Below are 17,581 nucleotides of genomic sequence, written 5' to 3' on the forward strand. Positions count from 1 at the left end.
CATCTTCGCCCATTGGGCGTCAGTCAAAACGAATCGGTCCATCCCAAGCTTGAATCACAACCAAGCCCCGATGAGAATCCTGAATCCCAACAGACCCTAGAACGCTCCCGCCACAGTCAGGCGGAACGTCAGCGGCTCGACGGGGTGCAGCACATAATCCATCACACCGTTCTGGCAGACTGCCGCCGGCGCGGTGCCTGACGTGCAGAGATTGTACAGCGTGTCGGTCGTGAGCAGCGAACCATAGGCATAAGTGATCTGGTTCGCCTGCGTGTTGAAGAGATTGAGCACGTCGAGCTGAAGGCGCCAGCCATTGTCGATGCGATAGCCGAGGCGTCCGTTGAAGATGCTGGTCGCGGCCGAGCGAAACGCATTGTCTTCCGTCAGCGGGCTCGACGCGAGATAGCGCCAGCGCAAGGACCCGAACCAGCCCGTCTTCTCGCCGAGCGTGATGCCGGCCGAGGCCACCATCGCCGGCGCATTCGGAATGTAATTGCCGGGCGCGTTGCCGAACTGCGCCTCGGGATAGCCGGCAAGGGAGGCGTAGACCCCCGCCTGCTCGCTGTCAGTGCCGCGAAAGCGCGCATGCGTCATCGCGACGTCGGCATCGATGTCGATCCACGATCGCGGGCGATAATGATTGGTCCACTCAAAGCCGTAGCGGCGGCTGGCGCGGGTCGCCGAGGTATCGCCGGCATCGCCGGAAAACAAAATCTCGGAATCCTGGTCGAGGATGAAGATGCTGAGCGACGCGTCGAGGCCGGGAACGACTTTGCTGCGAACACCAATTTCCGCGCCACGCGTGCGGACCAGCAGCGGCGAGGGCGTGAGCCTTGTGGCAGGATCACTCGGGTCTTCGGTCGTGGTCGCGCCGCGAGCGTCGTTGGAATGCATGCCGTAGCCGGCGCCGAGGAAGAATTCGGTCTGGTTGAACGGACCAAGCACCATCCTGAATTTCGGGCTGCCGAGCGTGGAATCGGCGCGGCCGGAATTGTTTACGTTGAACAGCGATGTGACGTCGGTGGCGTAGTAATCGCCGCGCAAGCCAATTGTGGTCCGGAGCCAGTCGGTCCAGCGCACGGTGTTTTCGCCGAAGAGACCGACACTGCCCTCGCCGACCTTGTCACTGCGGACGTTGGAGACGAAGCCGCGCTGAAAATTGTTGGTCAGCGCAAGATCGATCGCATCATAGCGGGATTGCAGGCCGATGGTGGTCTGCATCGGCAGCCCCGCGAACGAGCCGTCCAGCGTGCGCGAGATGTTGGCGCCGGCCATCAGGCGGTCGTCGTGCTGGTGGAACTGGTCGCCCAGCACGGGATTGCTCAGAAAGTAGGTGAAGTTGTTGAAGAGATCGAGTTGGCTCTTCACGACATAGGCGTTGGCTTTTCACAACCCCACATCGTCACTCTGCGCCACGCGGGCCGAGAGCGCGAAGCGATTGGTGTTGCCGCCGTCGCTTGGATCCTCCGAGCCGAACCGGTCGAGCAGGCCGGTCGCGATCGCGCGCTGTGGCACCTGGTCGGTCGAATTCCATTTGTTCGCATAGGCCATGCCGGTGACGGACACGCCCTCGGTCGCGGTGCCTTGGCTGTAACGCACGAGGCCGTTGAGCTTGCGGGCATTGTCCGGATTGTCCCACGGGCCGTTATAGGTGCCGAGTTCGCCCGCGACGAGCAGCGAACCGTCACCGACCTTCGCTGAGTCCATGCCGAGCAAACGGTGATAGCCGAAGCTGCCGGCGGTCACCTGCGCAAGACCCTTGGTGCGGTCGATCAAGCCGATGTGAACGCTGCCGACCGAGGCGAAATCGCCCTCGTCGGCGAAGTACGGCCCCTTGCGTACGTCGATCGCGGCAATAGTTTCCGGGATCAGCCAGTTCAGGTCCGCATAGCCCTGGCCATGCGCGTGCGTACGCATGTTGACGGGGATGCCATCCACCGTGATGGCGAGATCGGTGCCGTGGTCGAGATTATAGCCGCGCAGAAAATACTGGTTGGCTTTGCCCTCGCCGGAATGCTGGGTCACGATCAGCCCCGGCACGGCTTCGAGCGCTTCGCCCGGCCGTGCGAAAGGGCGTGCGTTGATCTCCTCGCCGGAGACGGTGATCTCGCTTGCCATGCCGGGCGGGCCCTTGACGCCTGAGGCGACGCTGCGCGCGTTCGGTGCTTGTGTTGCTGTCGGATCGACAACGATGCGGTCGTTCGAGCGGACCGGTTTGCCGGCTCGTCGCGCTAAGGCGGGTTTCTTGTGAGGTCTCGTTTCGCCGCCGCTGACCTGGACCGGCGGCAGTTCGCGCGAGGTGCCCGCGTTCTGCGCGAAAGCGTCGCCGCCATCCGCGAGCAGCACCAAGGCCGAAAATGCCGTCAGCGCGCCGTAGCATCGGCCGGGCTCAGACCGCCTCGGTGGCATCGGCGCGTTGCAGCACTTTTGGCGCGGTGGCGCAGCCGAGCGCAAACATCCGCCGATATAGCACGACCGAGACGAGCCAGGCGATCGCGAACAGCGCGATCACGGCGAAGCCGACATTTGCGAGCGAGTCGTTGAGTGCGTCGACCAGCGCCCAAACGCCGCCAGAGAGACCAAGGCGATCCGCGATCAGCCCGAGCGCCTCGATGCCGCCGATCAACAGCGCCACCGCCACGGAGGCGCCGGTGATCGTGAGATTGTACCAGAGCTTTCGCAGGGGATCGACGAAGGCCCAGCGATAGGCGCTCACCATCAGCGCGGAGTCGGCGGTGTCGACCAGCGCCATGCCCGACGCGAACAGCGCGGGGAAGACGAGAACATCGACGGGCGACGCGCCGCGCGCGGCTTCGCCGGCGGAGATGCTGAGCAGGCCGATTTCGGTTGCGGTGTCGAAGCCGAGCCCGAACAAAAAGCCGAGCGGGTACATGTGCCAGGGCTTTGTCACCAGGCGAAACATCGGGCCGAGCAGCCGCGCCAGAAGGCCGCGATTGACAAGCAGGGCGTCGAGGCCCTCGGCGTCGTGAATGCCCTGCTCCCGCGCTTCGCGAAACGTCCGCCACAGGCCTACGAAGATGACGAGATTGATGGCCGCGATCAGCAGCAAAAACAACGCGGAGACCGACGTGCCGATGAAGCCGCCGATCTCCCTGAGCAGGCCGTCGCCGCCAAGGCTCCCGACACCGAGGCTCACGACGCCGAGCGCGAGCAGCATGGTCGCGACCACCACGATGGTGGAATGGCCGAGCGCGAAATAGAGACCGGCGCTGCGCGGCGCGCCGCCGGCCTGCATCAGCTTGCGCACGACATTGTCGATGGCGGCGATGTGGTCGGCATCGACGGCGTGGCGCAGGCCGAACACCCATGCCAGCAGCGCGGTCGCCATCACCGTCGGCCGGTCGCCGAACGCCGCGAAAGCCCAGACCCACGCCGCGACATTGGCGGCGATCAACCCGCCGAACAGCAGCACCATTCCGGGCTCGACCGCCCGCAAAGACCATCTCGTCACGACAATCAATCCGTCCGCTGCACGCCCATCGCATGGGCGGTATGATCTTTTCATAAGATGGTCATACTGACCAGTGCAATTCAGGGGAGCCGCTTTGCAGGAATGCTTGTGGCCTTCCTTCGAGACGCCCGCTGCGCGGGCTCCTCAGGATGAGGTCTTGTTTCGCTGCGAGATGCCAAATCCTCATGGTGAGGAGCCCGCCAACGGCGGGCGTCTCGAACCATGCAGGCCGAGATGGCGCTAGGCAGCCTCGGAGCCGCCGAGATAGGCGTCGCGGATGCGGGGGTCGTCCTTCAGCGCACGGGCCGAGCCGGACAGCACGATCTTGCCGGTCTGGAGCACATAGGCCTCGTGCGCGATCTCGAGCGCGAGGCTGGCATTCTGCTCGACCATGAAGACCGAGACGCCTTCCTGGTTGATGGCACGGATCAGCTCCAGCACGCGATCCACGTAAAGCGGCGACAGGCCCATGGTGGGCTCGTCCATCACGATCATCCTGGGACGGCTCATCAGCGCGCGCGCCATCGCAACCATCTGCTGCTCGCCGCCCGAGAGCGAACCGGCGCGCTGCGACAGCCGCTGCCCGAGCTTCGGGAACAGGGTGAGCATCTTGTCGAGATCCTGCGCGATCGCATCGCGGTCGTTGCGCACGAAGGCGCCCATCAGGATGTTTTCGCGCACGCTCATGTCCGCGAACAGCCGCCGCGCCTCCGGCACCGAGGCGATGCCGCGGCGGACGATCTGCGGCGTGGTCAGTCCCAGCAGCGAGGCGCCGTCGAAAATCACGTCACCGGAACGCGGCTTCACCAGGCCGAGGATGATCTTCATCGTCGTGGATTTGCCGCTGGCGTTGCCGCCGAGCAGGCAGACGATGTGGCCGCGCGGAACACTGATCGACAGGTCGAAATGCACCTGGGCCTGGCCGTAGAAGCTGTTGACGTTGGTCAGCGCGAGCAGCGCATCAGGAGGCGAGTTCGTCATGCCGCGCTCTCCTGCTCCGTCGTCAGGCCGTGGCCGAGATAGGCCTCGATCACCTTGGGATCTTTGCGCACCTGCTCGCCCGGCCCTTCCGCGATCTTCTTGCCTTCGTCCATGACGATGACGCGGTCGGAGAGGCGCATCACCATTTCCAGCTTGTGCTCGATCAGGAGGATGGTCAGGCCCTCGCCTTTGAGTTCGGCAACGAGGCCCTGCATCTCCGCGGTCTCGGTCGGGTTCATGCCGGCGGTCGGCTCGTCCAGCAGCAGCAGGCGCGGCTTCAGCGCGAGCGCGCGGGCGATCTCGACGCGGCGGCGGTTGGCGTAGGAGAGGCTGTAGGCCGGCTGGTCGATCCGCGGCAGCAGGCGCTCGCCGAAGCGCGCGAGGATGGCTTTCACCTCCTCGCGCAGCCGCTCTTCCTCGGCCTTGACGCTGGCCGGCCGCAGCAATGCCAATCCCAACTCCAGCAGCGGGCCGATCAGCGGCACGGCGGGCTTGACCGCACGCAGCCGCGTGTGGGCGCCGATCAACACGTTGTCCATGACGCTGAGATTGCCGAAGACGCGGCCGAGCTGGAACGTGCGCGCGATGCCTTCGGCGGCCAGCCGCTCCGGCGAAAGACCCGTGATGTCCTGACCTTCGAAGTGAACTGTGCCGGCGTCCGGCCGATCGAGCCCGGTCACGAGATTGAACAATGTCGTCTTGCCGGCACCGTTCGGGCCGATGATGCTGATCAGCTCGCCCTTGGCGAGGTCGAGATCGACGGCATCGACGGCGGTCAGGCCGCCGAAGCGCCGCGTCAGCCCGCGCAGGGACAGCATGGTCGTGTGCTGCTCCGCCATCACATCGTCCCCAACAGGCCCTGCGGCCTGAACCGCACGAGCAGCAGCAGCACGATGCCGTAGATCAGGATGCGATACTCGGCCGCGATCCGGAACACTTCCGGCAGGCCGACCAGCGCGACCGCCCCGAGAATCGCGCCGACGACATTGCCGAGGCCGCCGAGGATCACCACGGTCAGCGCCAGAATGGATTGCTGCGTGTTGAAGGTCTCGTGGTTGATGTAGGAATAGAGATGCGCGGCGATGCCGCCGCTGACGCCGGCCGCGAAGCCGCCGAAGATGAAGGCGAGCGACTTGTAGCGGTTCAGGCTGAGGCCATAGGCGCGCGCGGCGATGTCGTCGTCGCGAATGGCGCGAAAACTGCGGCCGAGATGCGAGCCGAGCAGGCGTCCCTGCAGGAGCGCCAGTACGACCATCACGATGAAGCTGAACCAATAGATCGAAATCGGGCTGACCAACTCATAGCCGAACAGCGACAGCGGCGGGATGCCGGAGATGCCGATCGGACCGCGCGTGACGCTTTCCCAGTTCAGGATCACCAGCGACACGATCTCGCCGATGGCGAGCGTCGCGATCGACACGTAATGCCCGCGCAGGCGGAACGACGGCGAGATCAGCGCCGTGCCGAGCGCGGCGCTCATCAGGCCGCCGCCGATGATGGCGAGACCGACCGGGACGGCGAACGTGAGCGACAGCAGCGCGGAGGTGTAGGCGCCGATCGCCAGCAGCGCGGCATGTCCGAGCGAGACCTGGCCGATCGTGCCCGCCACCAGCGTGAGGCTGAGCGCGAGCATGCCGAGCAGCCAGGCGTTGATCAGGGTTTGGAGCACGTAGAAAGACACCGGAAAGAACGGCAGGACCGCGAAGATGCCGGTGGCGACCAGCAGAACCCAGCGCGGGATGCGAACGGGGCGGCTCGGCGCAATGAACGTGCCGGTGAGCGGCTCGGGCGGCGCCTGCCGTGCGCTCGCGAACAGGCCGTTCGGGCGCAGCACGAGCACCACGACGAGCAGCAGGAAGGCGAAGAGATTGCGGTAGCTGGTGCCGAACACGGCGACGCCGTAGCTCTCGACCAGTCCGAGCAACAGGCTGCCGATCACCGCACCGGGCACATTGCCGGCGCCGCCGACGACTTCGGCAACAACGCCCTTGAGCGTCGCCTGCAGGCTCATCGCGGTATCGATCTGGTTATAGTACATGCCAACCAATAGACCGGAGACGCCGCCAAGCGCAGCCGCGATGCCGAATACGGCCTGATTGACCCGGTTGACGTCGACGCCCATCTGCATCGCGGCGTCGCGGTCCTGCGCGGTGGCACGCACCGCCCAGCCAAGCTTGCTATAGCGCAGGAACACGAACAGCAGTAGCGCGCTGGTGATGCCGACACCGGCGATGAGCAGATCAAGCGGGCCGATCGTGCCGCCGCCGATCTGGAAGCGAACATCCGGCAGCTGGCTCGGCAGCGCGCGCGGATTGGGCGAGAAGGTCAGCATCACGAGCTGGTCGAGCACGAAGCTGATGCCGATCGTCGCCAGCAGCGGCGCGATGCGCACCGAGTTCTGCAGCGGGCGCAGGCCGAACCGTTCGATGATCAACCCGACCAGCGCCGCCGCCGCCGCGACCAGGATGATGGTGAGCGGCAGCGGCGTATGCAGCTGCACCACCGCGACCCAGCCGATATAGGCGCCGACGAGGTAGATCGAGCCTTGCGCAAAGTTGATCAGCCGGCTGACGCCGAAGATCAGCGCGAGCCCGACCGCAACGAGGGCGTAGACGTTACCGACGATCAGCCCGTTGATCGTGTAGTCGAGCCAGGAAGACACGCAGGAGATCCCCTCAGGTCGGCTTGCCGTCCCAGAGCGCGAACTGGCCCTTGCGCACGACGAGCTCGGCATTCATGGCGCCCTTGACGCGCCGGCTCTCGACGTCGAAGGTGGCCTTCCCGAAGATCACGCTCGATACGTCCTTCACTTTCGCAAAGGCGTCGCGGATGGCGCGCCGGTCGGCGCCGCCGATCTTGACGACGGCGGCCGCCATGTTCATCGCGTCATAGGCGTAGGCGTTGAACGCGTCGGGTTCGAGCCCGTTGTACTTCTTCTTGAAGCCCGTAATGAATTTCTGCACCTCGGGGCGCGGGTCTTCCGGAAAATAGCGCGTGCCGACATGGACGTCCTCGACCGCCTCGCCGCCGAGCTCCAGGAATTTCGGCGAGTAGACCGAGCTCGCGGCGCAGATCACCTGCTTCAGCCCGACCTGGCGCGCCTGGCGCGCGATCAGCGCACCGTCGGAATAATAGGAGATCAGGATCAGTCCATCTGGATTGGCGTCACGGACGCGCACCAGCGTGGAGCGGAAGTCGCGCTCCTCCGCGATGTAGCCTTCGGTGACGGCGATTTCGGCGCCGTGCTCCTTCGCGGCCTTGACGAAATAATCGCGGCTGGTGCGGCCCCAATCGGTGTTGAGGTGCAGCACCGCGAGCTTCTTCAGGCCGAGACGTTTCACGGCATAGGCCGCCAGCAGCGGCTGCTCGTCGGCCTGGCTGACCGAGGTGCTCCACATGAAGTCGCCGCCCTTGGTGAAATCGGGATGCGAGTTGGTGAAGCCGAACTGCACCAGCCCGCCGCGCTGATAGATCGGCGAGGCTGCCATCGAGGCGGGACTGGAGAAGTCGCCGAGCTCCATGACGATCCTGGGATCGGAGACGAATTTCTGGGCGATCGCCACCGACTGGCGCGGGTCGCTCTGGCTGTCTTCGAAACTGTAGGCGAGCTTGCGGCCGTTGATGTTGCCCGCTGACTGGATCTCGTCGAGCGCGAGATCAAAGCCCTGCTTCCACTGCGTGCCATATTGCGCGTTTGGCCCGGTCAGCGGACCGCTGACGCCGAGCAGGATCGGCTCGGACGATTGCGCGAAGGCGGCGCGCGAGAAGGCTGCTCCCGCCATCATGGCGGCAAGCGAGCCCCTGACCAGGGTACGACGATCGATGTTGCTCATGCACGGCTCCATCCACTTAATGTTGAAACAAGCAGCAATTTCTATGCCGGTGAGATTGGTTATTTCGAGGGCTCGCCGAGCGACAGCATCAGCCGGTTGGCCCAGTTGAAGAACGACGCGCCGTTGATGACGTCGACGATTTCCGCATGGTCGAGGCCGGCACGGCGCAGCTCATCGATATTGTCAGGGCCGAACGCGATCGGCGTCGCAGCCAGCGCCACCGAGGCCTTGACGACCGCATTCCATCGCTCGCCGAGATCGGCGCCGACGCCTTCGTCGAGCAGGCGCTGCAAATCGTCGCGGCGTTTGGAATAGGTGCTGGCGAAACGCGCATGCACGGATGCGCAGTAAATGCAGCCGTTGTAGCGCGAAGTCGCAGCCGCCGCGAGCTCGCGCTCAGCGCGCGGCAGGCCGTCGGCGACGTTGTAGAAGATGTCCTTGTCGGTCTTGGTGCGGGCTTCCAGCACCTCGGGATCGCGCACCAGCAGGCGGAAATACTCAGACTTGGAACGGGAGCGATCGACCAGGCCGGCGAAGTGCCGCTCGGTCAGCTCGGCTTCGGGCAGCGGATCGATCCACGACACCCAGCCCAGTTCATCCTGGGTGAAGACGACGGGCGGATTGACATTGTTTGCAGCGCTCATGATGCAGCCTCCTACGCGCCGGCGTTCGCGGTGTGCCCAAGCGAGGCACCGAGCACGCGCAGTCCGGTGACGACGCGCACCTGAAACGACAGGAACGCGACGAGCTGAGAGAACGTGACGATGCCGGTGCTCGACCAGCCGGCGGCGAGCAGCGCCTTCATGTCGGCTGACGCGGCATCGCGCGGGCGGAACACCAGCAGATGCGCATGCTCAAACGCGGCAACGAGCCGGGTGCCGAGATCGGGCTTGCGCTCCGCGCTGACGCGGTAGATCAGGCCGGCCTTGTTCTCGACCGACAGCGGGCCAGCGGGAAAAGCGCCATACGGGCCGGAGGTCTCGCCCCGGGCGATTTCGACATCGACCGCTTCCACCAGGCGGGCTCCGTCGGCGGTCGCCGCGAGCTTCGTCCGATAGAAGCCGGCCACATCGGGCTCGCGGTGAAGACCGATCACGAAGAGTGCGACCGCCGCGCGCTCCAGCAGCGAAAAATCGCCGGCGTCGATCGGCTCGAACAGCGAGAGATAGCTCTTCTGCGCGTTGTCGCGTGCCTGCATGCGACGCCCGCGAATGGCGTCGAGGGACGAATCCGGTTCGATCCCGGCGAGCGTGTCGATGATATCTTTCGTACCCATCATTTAGCCTCGTACAACGCTACTCTGTTCATTCCGACTAACCTGCCAGCGCGACATCGGGCGCCGTCCGCGTCCAGCCCAGAGCCGGCGCGACTTTCTCCGCGACCAGCTCGATCGAACGCAGGATATGGGGGTGCGGCGCATCGACCGAATGCGCCTGGAACACCAGGTCGGTCACCCGCTCCAGCGTGGCGTCGGTGCGCAGTGAGGCGATAACGTCGTCGGCCGCGCCGACATGTGTGTCGAACGCGGTGATCATCTCCTCCAGCGTCTCGCCCGGCTTGGCGTGGCCGCCCTTGAGGAATTGCGGCAGGGCGCGCCGCAGCCCGATATCGGCAAGGCGCATCGCTTCAGTCCGGTCGTCGGCGACGAAGACGCTGCGCGAGGCCATGATGCGGGGCTCGCGTCCCGGCGGCAGCGCTTCGAGATAGGCATCGATGACCGGGTTCTGAATCTCGGCCAGCGTTGCCTTCGGCGCTTCCTTGGGCCTCGGCTGCGTGCGCGACAGCAACAGGCCATCACCCGCCTTGCCGGCACGCGCGCCGCCCGCCACTGAGAACGTCGCCTGCCAGATCCGGCCGTCCAATTGCGGCCGCTGCGGATAGAGGGTATCGCCGCCGTCGAGCGGCTTGCCGACCAGCGCGGTGCGAACGACCTGAAGATTGCGGGCAAAGATCTCGTTGCGCTGGGCGCTGTCGAGGCCGAACGCGGCAAAGGCCGACGGGTTGCCGCCGGTGCCGACGCCAAGCTCGAAGCGGCCGTTGCAGAGCAGATCGAGCACCGCGGCGTCCTCCGCCACCCGCACCGCGTTCTCCAGCGGCAAGGTGACGATGCCGGTGCCGAGGCGGATGCGCGAGGTCTGCGCGGCGACGTAACCGAGGAAAGTGAAGGGCGACGGCAGGCCGCCCTCGCGCTCGTGGAAATGATGCTGCGCGATCCACGCGGAATCCAGGCCCGCCTTCTCGGCGCGCACGATTTGCTCGGCCGCGAAACGATATCGGTCGGCGGGCGGGGCCTCGTCGAGAAGCCGCGTGAAAAACCCCAGGCGTTTCAGGTTTGCAAAGCGTTTCATACGACCCCTGTCGGGCGAGAATGGGCCTCGATGATGTCGGTTGCCGCAGCTCCAGACAAGCGGGCATTGCGCAAGGCTGCCCGCCGGGATCGCCCCGGAGCTGGGCTTTGGCTGGACTCTGGCTGGGCAGACTGCCTACCAGCTCGGCAACACCGCGCCCTTGAACTTGGTCAGGACGAACTCCTTGACCTCTGCCGAGTGGTAGCTGTCCACGAGGATCTTGACCCAGGGCTTGTCCTTGTCGGCCGTGCGAATGGCGATCAGGTTGACGTAGGGACCCTTCGGGTCCTCGCGCAGGATCGGATCCTTGACCGGATCGAGGCCAGCCTGGGTTGCATAATTGGTGTTGATCGCGGCGGCGTCGACGTCGTCGAGCGCGCGCGGCGCCTGTGCCGCGTCGACCTCGATGAACTTCAGCTTCTTGGAATTTTCGGTGATATCAAGCACCGTCGGCTTGAAGCCGGTGCCGTCCTTCAGCTTGATGGCGCCCTTGTCGCGCAGCAGCAGCAGCACGCGGCCGCCATTGGTCGGATCGTTCGGGATCGAGACCTTGCCGCCCTCGGGGATGTCGGCGAAGGCCTTGTGCTTCTTCGAATAGACGCCGATCGGGAAATTCACGGTGAGGCCGACGGCTTCGATCTTGTAGCCGCGGTCGGCCTTCTGGTTGTCGAGATAAGGCTGGTTCTGAAACGAATTGGCCTGGATCTCGCCGGCATCGAGCGCTGCGTTCGGCACGACGTAGTCAGAGAATTCGATGAGCTGGATGTCGAGACCCTGCTTGGCGGCGATCGGCTTCACGGCCTCGAAGATCTGGGCGTGCGGCCCCGGTGTCACGCCGATCTTGATGGTCTCGGCCGAGGCGGCAGCCGACCAGGCCGCGATCGCGGTTGCGAGGATCAGGGGGACGCGAAACGACATCTTGGTCTCCATAACTCGGCGGCAATGATTGGAACCGTATTCGCTTCTCCGCGGGGCGAAATCAATGAAATGAAAATCCATATTGGCCGGCTGACGCGGACGACGCTTCTCCGTTCGACGCCGTGTGGGGAACGAATGCACCTGCGCAAGCGTGAGGCGTATCACGGCAAAGCGAATTTCCGCATTTCTTCAGGCACAGCTTTGAACCGCTGTTCGCCGACCCGGCGCTGTCGTTCTCCGAAAAAGTCTCGCGTTGGCTGGCGCTCCCACACACGCCGCTCAAATTGCTGAGCAATTTGCTGCTGCTCGCGGCGCTGGCGGTTGGCGTTACCGGCCTGCAGTGATGCCGGTTTACTCCAAGCGCCACGTCGCCGGCGAGAGCATGATCAGGGCGCAGATCGCGGCATAGGCGGCAAGCGACACCGTGACCATCGTGGCCAGTCCCGCCATTCCCGCCCCAAAGCTCGCCACCGCGATCCAGCCGCCGCCGGCCGCAATCAGGATCCGCATGAGCGCGCCTGCGAGCGGCCCCATGGCGCGGCCGGTGCCTTGCACGGCAAAGGACGTGACGAAGCCGAAGCCAAGCGCTGCATAAGCAGGTGCGACGATGCGCAGGTAAGTCGCGCCTTCGCTCACGACCTCGGGATCGTGGCTGAACAGGTTCAGCCACGAGGTCGGGAAGATCGCCACCAACAGGCCGATCGCGCCGGTCATGATCATGCCGACAATGCCGCTGACCCAGCCGATCTTCCGCGCCCGCGCCGTTTGCCCCGCGCCCATGTTGACGCCGACCATGGTCAGCGTCGCCGTGCTGATGCCGAACAGCAGCGGGATCATGATGTAGTCGAGTCGCGAGGCGATGCCGTAGCCGGCAAGCGCCGAGGTGCCGAACAGGCCGACCGCGCCGGTGACGAGGATGACGGTGAGATTGGTCAGCACCGCGTTGAAGGCGGTGGGGATGCCGACCTTCAGCATGTCGCCGAAGATTTTTGCGCGCAAGGGCACGATGTGCAGTCGCAGACCGGACTTGCCCGACAACATGTAGCGGAGCAGGAACAGCATCGCCGCGCCATAATAGAGGCCGAAGGCGATGCCGGCGCCGCCGATGCCGAGCCGCGGGATCGGCCCGAACCCGAAGATCAGAGCCGGCGAGACCGGAATGGTCACGATCGCGCCGACCAGCGTCACCAGCGCGGGCACCTTGACGTTGCCGGCGCCGCGCAACGCCGCGGCCTGAAGATTGACGATCCACACCGGGATGGCGCCGGCAAAGAGGTAGTTGGAATAGGCGGTGGCAGCTGCGAGCGCATCGCCCGCGCCGCCGAGGGCGCGATACAGATGCGGTCCGCCGACGATGACGCCGAGCGTGAACACGCCGCCGGCAATGATCGCGAGCACCACGGCGTGAAACAACGCGGCCTCGGCGTCGTCGCGTCGGCCGGCACCGACCGCGCGCGCAACCGAGGAGGCAACGCCGCTACCGAAGCCGCCATTCGACATCATGGTCATCAGCATGAAGATCGGGAACACCAGCGCGGCGCCGGCGAGCGCATCGGTGCCGAGGAAGCCGACATAATAGGCTTCCGCGATGTTGACCGCGGTTTGCGCCACCAGGACCGTCACGGTCGGCAGGGCGAGTTTGAGCAGCGTCGGCAGGATCGGCGCCATCAGCAGCGCGACACGCTTCTGCTCGGCGGCGCCTTCGGTTGCCGCAGCGCTCTCTGTTGCCGCCGCGCTTGGGACGGGCGCGAACTCCCGGCGGAGCGGAGCCGCGGTGCGGGCCACGGCTTGCGTGGCTGACAAGGCCGGCGCGGCGGCATCCTCGACTGACATGGGTTTGATCCTGTACGTCACGGACCGCCGGACGGCCGCCTATTGCATTACACACATAATGTATTATTATGATCGTAATGCAATAGGCCGCGCCTCACGATCTTGTGGCCGGGCGATGGCCAGGTCGCGAGGAGGCGGGATTGGCGCGCTACGACAAGGGACACAGGGACACCACACGGCGGCACATCATCGACGTCGCCTCGTCGCAGTTTCGGGAGAGCGGCATCGCCGCGGTCGGCCTCGCCGGCATCATGGCGGAGGCCGGCCTGACCAACGGCGCCTTCTATACGCATTTCGCCTCCAAGGAGGATCTGGTGCGCGCGGTGCTGTGTGAGGCGCTGGAGCGGCGCGAGCAGAGGCACAAGGACAATCTCGCAAACGGCGTCGCGCTGGAGACCACGATCCGCGACTATCTCTCCCCCAGGCATCGCGACCGCGCGGCGACTGGCTGCCCGACCGCAGCGTTGGTTTCCGAGATCGCGCGGCATCCGAAGGCGACGCGCGACACCTTTACCGGAAAGACGGCCGATCTCATCGCGCTGATGGCCGCGCGGATGCCGGATGGCTCGGCTGCGGAGCGTCGGCGACGCGCGATTTCGGTCTACGCCACCATGGTCGGCGCGCTGCAATTGTCGCGCGCGGTGAGCGACAGGCAATTGTCGGAGGAGATTCTGGAGAATGCAGTGGATGCCGCGCTGGCCCTTGCGAACGGGCGCTGATGCATGTCGGCTCTCGGAGGGAGCATGTGTGGCAATTTCCTGGCGGCTGCAATCAATCTCCGGCTGGAGCAACATGTGCCCGCGGCGACCGGGTTAGCGTTCCGGCGCGGCCTTGGAACTTCCCCAAGTTCACCTGAGCTCGCACCGGATCGCCGCCTGGGTCTCTCAGGCGGCGGTCCAGTTACCGCTATTCGCACTCAGCTCCTCGCGTCCACCTGGCCGTTGCGGCCGGATGACACTGCCTGCGCGGCATAGGCGGACGCTGCGGCCGACGCCGGTGAGTAATGCGACAGGGATTCGGCGAGTTCCTCGGCCGCCTCGGTGAGCTCTTTCATGACGGCGGCACTGTCCGTTGCATGACCACCGGAGGAATGCAGCACCTCGAACGAGATTCCATTCGGAAGATCGACATGGACCTTGTCGAGCCCCGCAGTGTCGGGCGTGTCGTTATTCTGCGCTTGATCGGCATTCTGCGCTTGATCAGCGCCGGATGTCGAGGTTCCTGAAATCTGCTGGCTCGCGAGCCTCTGCACGAAATCCTCGATGGATTTGAGCGCGCTGCTGTCGAAGCCACCGCCGCCGAAGTGGACGATGCCGATCGACATGCCGTTCGGCAAGCTCACCTTGACCTCGTCGTAGGGCGTGCCATCGTTCAGCAGGGACGCGAACATCGAGACTCCATCTTGTGAATCGGCCGATTTCGCCTGCCCGGTGGACGAAGGCGAACCCGCCGCGCTTCCACCACCGATGCTGCTCATACTGCTGACGCTCATACCAAACTCCACTCCATTGCAAACGCACGTTCTGCGTGCAACGAGCATGCCAGATGAGAGCGTTATTGCCATCAAGGGCTTATCGCTAATTCCTGATGGCAGGTTCGTCACGCCGGCAAATCTGTCCCGGCAGAAACTGCCCATCTCCACCCTCGTCATTTCGCCGCAGGACTTTGCTCTCTTGCCGGCATTGCCGCCCCGGCCCTGATGAAACATGATGGGCTTTGGCCGGTGGCAATGTGCAGGTGGAGCTCAACCGATGAACGAGAACGAAATCCGCAAGTCCATCGCGGAGGTGAAGCAGGGCACCCTGTCGCGACGCTCGTTCATGCAGACGATGGCTGCGATCGGGATCGCAGCGCCGGTCGCAAGCCAGATCCTGCTCTGGAACGACGTGGCGATGGCGGACGCCACGCTGCCCTACAAGCCGACCAAGGCCGGCGGCGGTGGCCCGCTCAAGATCCTGCTCTGGCAGGCTCCTACGCTGCTCAATCCGCATTTCGCGCTGGGCACCAAGGACCAGATCGCCTCGCGCGTGTTCTTCGAGCCGCTTGCCGGCTGGGACAAGGACGGCAACCTGTTCCCCTGCCTCGCCGCCGAGGTCCCGAGCAAGCAGAACGGCAGCCTCGCGGCGGACGGCATGAGCGTGATCTGGAAGCTGAAGCAGGGCGTGAGATGGCATGACGGCAAGCCGTTCACCGCCGACGACGTCGTCTTTACCTGGCAATACGCCGCGGACCTCGCGACCGCGGCGTACACCACGGGATCCTACAAGGACATCAAGGTCGAGAAGATCGACGACCACACCGTCAAAGTGATCTTCAAGAGCCCGACGCCGTTCTGGGCCGACCCCTTCGTCGGCTCGGTCGGTCCGATCCTGCCCAAGCACCATTTCGGCGACTATGCCGGCGCCAAGTCGCGCGAGGCGCCCGGCAACCTGAAGCCGGTCGGCACCGGTCCCTACAAATTCGTCGAGTTCAAGCCCGGCGACCTGATCAGGGCCGAACGCAATCCCGACTATCACGTCAAGAACCAGCCGCATTTCGACACGCTCGAAATCAAGGGCGGCGGCGATGCGGTCTCCGCGGCGCGCGCCGTGCTCCAGACCGGCGAATACGACTATGCCTGGAACATGCAGGTCGAGGAGGAGGTCCTCAAGCGCATGGAGGCAAGCGGGAAGGGCAAGCTCGACGTCACGCCCTCCGGCAACGTCGAGTTCATCGTCCTCAACACGACGGACCCGTGGACCGAAGTCGACGGCGAGCGCTCCAGCGTCAAGACCAAGCACCCGACGCTGTCCGATCCCGCCGTTCGCCGGGCGATCAACCTGCTGATCGACCGCGAGTCGATCCAGAAGTTCATTTACGGCCGCGGCGGCGTCGCCACCGCGAGCTTCGTCAACGCACCCAAACAGTTCAAGTCAGCCAAGCTGAAATACGAGTTCGACGTCGACAAGGCCAACAAGGTCCTCGATGAAGCCGGCTGGGCCAAGGGCGCGGACGGCATCCGCGAGAAAGACGGCAAGAAGCTGAAATTCGTCTTCCAGACCTCGACCAATGCGCCGCGCCAGAAGACGCAGGCCATCATCAAGCAGGCTTGCCAGAAGGCGGGCATCGAGATCGAGCTCAAGTCGGTCACCCCTTCGGTGTTCTTCTCGTCGGACGTCGGCAACCCCGACACCTACTCGAAGTTCTATGCCGACATGGAGATGTACAACACCACGCAGCCGCAGCCCGACCCGGAGCGGTTCCTGAACCAGTGCGTCTCCTGGGAGATCTCCAACAAGGACAACAAATGGCTGGGCCGCAACGTCTCGCGCTGGTCCGATCCCCAGGCTGACAAGGCCTACAAGGCGGCCCAGAACGAGCTTGATCCGGTCAAGCGCGCCGCACTGCTGATCAAGGTCGACGAAACTTTTTGCGAGGCCAACGTGTTTCTGCCGCTTCTATCCCGCAACATCGTCAATGCAGGTGTCAACAACCTCATGGTCGACATGTCAGGGTGGGACGTCACGACGTGGAATCTGGCGAGTTGGTACCGCAACTGACGCCGGGCAGGCTGAACGCTCAATCTCCGGCTCGGGCCCACCAGCTCAATCCCTGCCGGCACTTCTGTTCACATGTGAACAAATCCGGCCAGGCCCTCGCATTGGGGCGAAGGTGGCGATCGGCGTGGCATCAACCACTTGAACCATTTGCGCAGCAATCGACCAACAGGTCCCAGATCCGTTCCGCCTCGCCCGACTTGCGGCTGTCCAGCCCCTTCTCCGCGCCGGACTGCGAATAGGCCGCCACCGGACGGGCCTCGCGAGGCACGATCCATCGCTGCGAGATCGGGTCGTACCATTTTCCGATGATCATCTCAGTCACGTCAATCGACCCACAGATTCGACTCAAGTTGAACGACGCGGTCCGCGGGTTTCTTCCAAAGCCGTTCGCAGCGCATCGCCCATTTACCAATCGGCTTCTCGCGCGATCGTTCCCGCCGCCGCGTCAGCCCGGCCGCGCCGGATGAAGCGTACGGGGATGCCGCTCATGCAGCAGTCGCGCGAGCTCTTCCCGCTCAGCAGCCCGTCCCTTCATGGCGGTCTCGAACAGCGCTTCCTGGATGTCGCGAGGCATGTCGCCCCACACGTCCATCGCCGCCCGTCCGAGCAGGTTCGCGAGATGATCTGCTGCATCACTCATTCGGTTCTCCTGATCTG

Annotated in this window: 15 protein-coding genes and 1 pseudogene; 2 read left to right on the plus strand and 14 right to left on the minus strand. The window is 64.8% G+C overall.

Going from position 1 to position 17,581, the window contains the following annotated elements; translation table 11 throughout:
- Positions 1-96: 96 nt before the first annotated feature.
- The 11 genes and pseudogenes from IVA74_RS23110 to IVA74_RS23160 form a co-directional block, all read right to left on the minus strand.
- Positions 97-2,409, minus strand: a pseudogene (locus IVA74_RS23110) (TonB-dependent receptor).
- A complete protein-coding gene (locus tag IVA74_RS23115) occupies positions 2,390-3,436 on the minus strand; it encodes a HoxN/HupN/NixA family nickel/cobalt transporter (RefSeq protein ID WP_247348494.1) in 1,047 nt (348 codons plus the stop codon). The pseudogene IVA74_RS23110 and the gene IVA74_RS23115 overlap by 20 nt, the downstream one beginning before the upstream one ends.
- Positions 3,437-3,712: 276 nt before the next feature.
- Positions 3,713-4,453 (minus strand): ABC transporter ATP-binding protein, encoded by a 741-nt coding sequence (locus IVA74_RS23120; RefSeq protein ID WP_247348399.1) that lies wholly within the window; start codon positions 4,451-4,453, stop codon positions 3,713-3,715.
- A complete protein-coding gene (locus tag IVA74_RS23125; RefSeq protein ID WP_247348401.1) occupies positions 4,450-5,292 on the minus strand; it encodes an ABC transporter ATP-binding protein in 843 nt (280 codons plus the stop codon). Before IVA74_RS23125 ends, IVA74_RS23120 begins: the two co-directional genes overlap by 4 nt.
- Positions 5,292-7,115 (minus strand): ABC transporter permease, encoded by a 1,824-nt coding sequence (locus IVA74_RS23130; RefSeq protein WP_247348404.1) that lies wholly within the window; start codon positions 7,113-7,115, stop codon positions 5,292-5,294. Before IVA74_RS23130 ends, IVA74_RS23125 begins: the two co-directional genes overlap by 1 nt.
- A 13-nt stretch (positions 7,116-7,128) precedes the next feature.
- Positions 7,129-8,286, minus strand: coding sequence for an ABC transporter substrate-binding protein (locus IVA74_RS23135; protein ID WP_247348407.1), 1,158 nt, complete (start codon positions 8,284-8,286; stop codon positions 7,129-7,131).
- 59 nt (positions 8,287-8,345) lie between these two features.
- Positions 8,346-8,930 (minus strand): alkylhydroperoxidase domain protein, encoded by a 585-nt coding sequence (locus tag IVA74_RS23140; protein WP_247348409.1) that lies wholly within the window; start codon positions 8,928-8,930, stop codon positions 8,346-8,348.
- 11 nt (positions 8,931-8,941) lie between these two features.
- A complete protein-coding gene (locus IVA74_RS23145) occupies positions 8,942-9,562 on the minus strand; it encodes a CMD domain protein (RefSeq protein WP_247348496.1) in 621 nt (206 codons plus the stop codon).
- A gap of 37 nt (positions 9,563-9,599) precedes the next feature.
- Positions 9,600-10,634 carry a putative FMN-dependent luciferase-like monooxygenase gene (locus IVA74_RS23150; RefSeq protein ID WP_247348414.1) on the minus strand — a complete coding sequence of 345 codons (1,035 nt, stop codon included), beginning with the start codon at positions 10,632-10,634 and terminating at the stop codon, positions 9,600-9,602.
- Between the two features lie 135 nt (positions 10,635-10,769).
- Entirely contained in the window at positions 10,770-11,564 is a 795-nt protein-coding gene (locus IVA74_RS23155; RefSeq protein WP_247348416.1) for a MetQ/NlpA family ABC transporter substrate-binding protein, read from the minus strand.
- A gap of 339 nt (positions 11,565-11,903) precedes the next feature.
- Entirely contained in the window at positions 11,904-13,385 is a 1,482-nt protein-coding gene (locus IVA74_RS23160; RefSeq protein WP_247348418.1) for an MATE family efflux transporter, read from the minus strand.
- A 140-nt stretch (positions 13,386-13,525) separates the two neighbouring features.
- On the opposite strand from IVA74_RS23160, the gene IVA74_RS23165 reads away from it, so the two are divergent.
- Entirely contained in the window at positions 13,526-14,104 is a 579-nt protein-coding gene (locus IVA74_RS23165) for a TetR family transcriptional regulator (protein ID WP_247348420.1), read from the plus strand.
- A gap of 197 nt (positions 14,105-14,301) precedes the next feature.
- On the opposite strand, the gene IVA74_RS23170 is transcribed toward IVA74_RS23165, so the two are convergent.
- The gene (locus tag IVA74_RS23170; protein WP_247348421.1) at positions 14,302-15,093 is read right to left on the minus strand and encodes a hypothetical protein; all 792 of its coding nucleotides are present in this window, start codon (positions 15,091-15,093) and stop codon (positions 14,302-14,304) included.
- A 43-nt stretch (positions 15,094-15,136) separates the two neighbouring features.
- Between IVA74_RS23170 and IVA74_RS23175 the strand changes: the two genes are divergently transcribed.
- Positions 15,137-16,924: a peptide ABC transporter substrate-binding protein gene (locus tag IVA74_RS23175; RefSeq protein WP_247348424.1), complete on the plus strand. Its 1,788-nt coding sequence runs from the start codon at positions 15,137-15,139 to the stop codon at positions 16,922-16,924.
- A 130-nt stretch (positions 16,925-17,054) separates the two neighbouring features.
- On the opposite strand, the gene IVA74_RS23180 is transcribed toward IVA74_RS23175, so the two are convergent.
- Together IVA74_RS23180 and IVA74_RS23185 are read right to left on the minus strand one after the other, a co-directional pair.
- Positions 17,055-17,237, minus strand: a complete 183-nt coding sequence (locus IVA74_RS23180; RefSeq protein ID WP_247348498.1) for a hypothetical protein — start codon at positions 17,235-17,237, stop codon at positions 17,055-17,057.
- Between the two features lie 132 nt (positions 17,238-17,369).
- Entirely contained in the window at positions 17,370-17,564 is a 195-nt protein-coding gene (locus tag IVA74_RS23185) for a hypothetical protein (RefSeq protein WP_247348427.1), read from the minus strand.
- Positions 17,565-17,581 lie beyond the last annotated feature (17 nt).

The sequence above is a fragment of the Bradyrhizobium sp. 132 genome, from assembly GCF_023074185.1.
Lineage (GTDB): Bacteria > Pseudomonadota > Alphaproteobacteria > Rhizobiales > Xanthobacteraceae > Bradyrhizobium.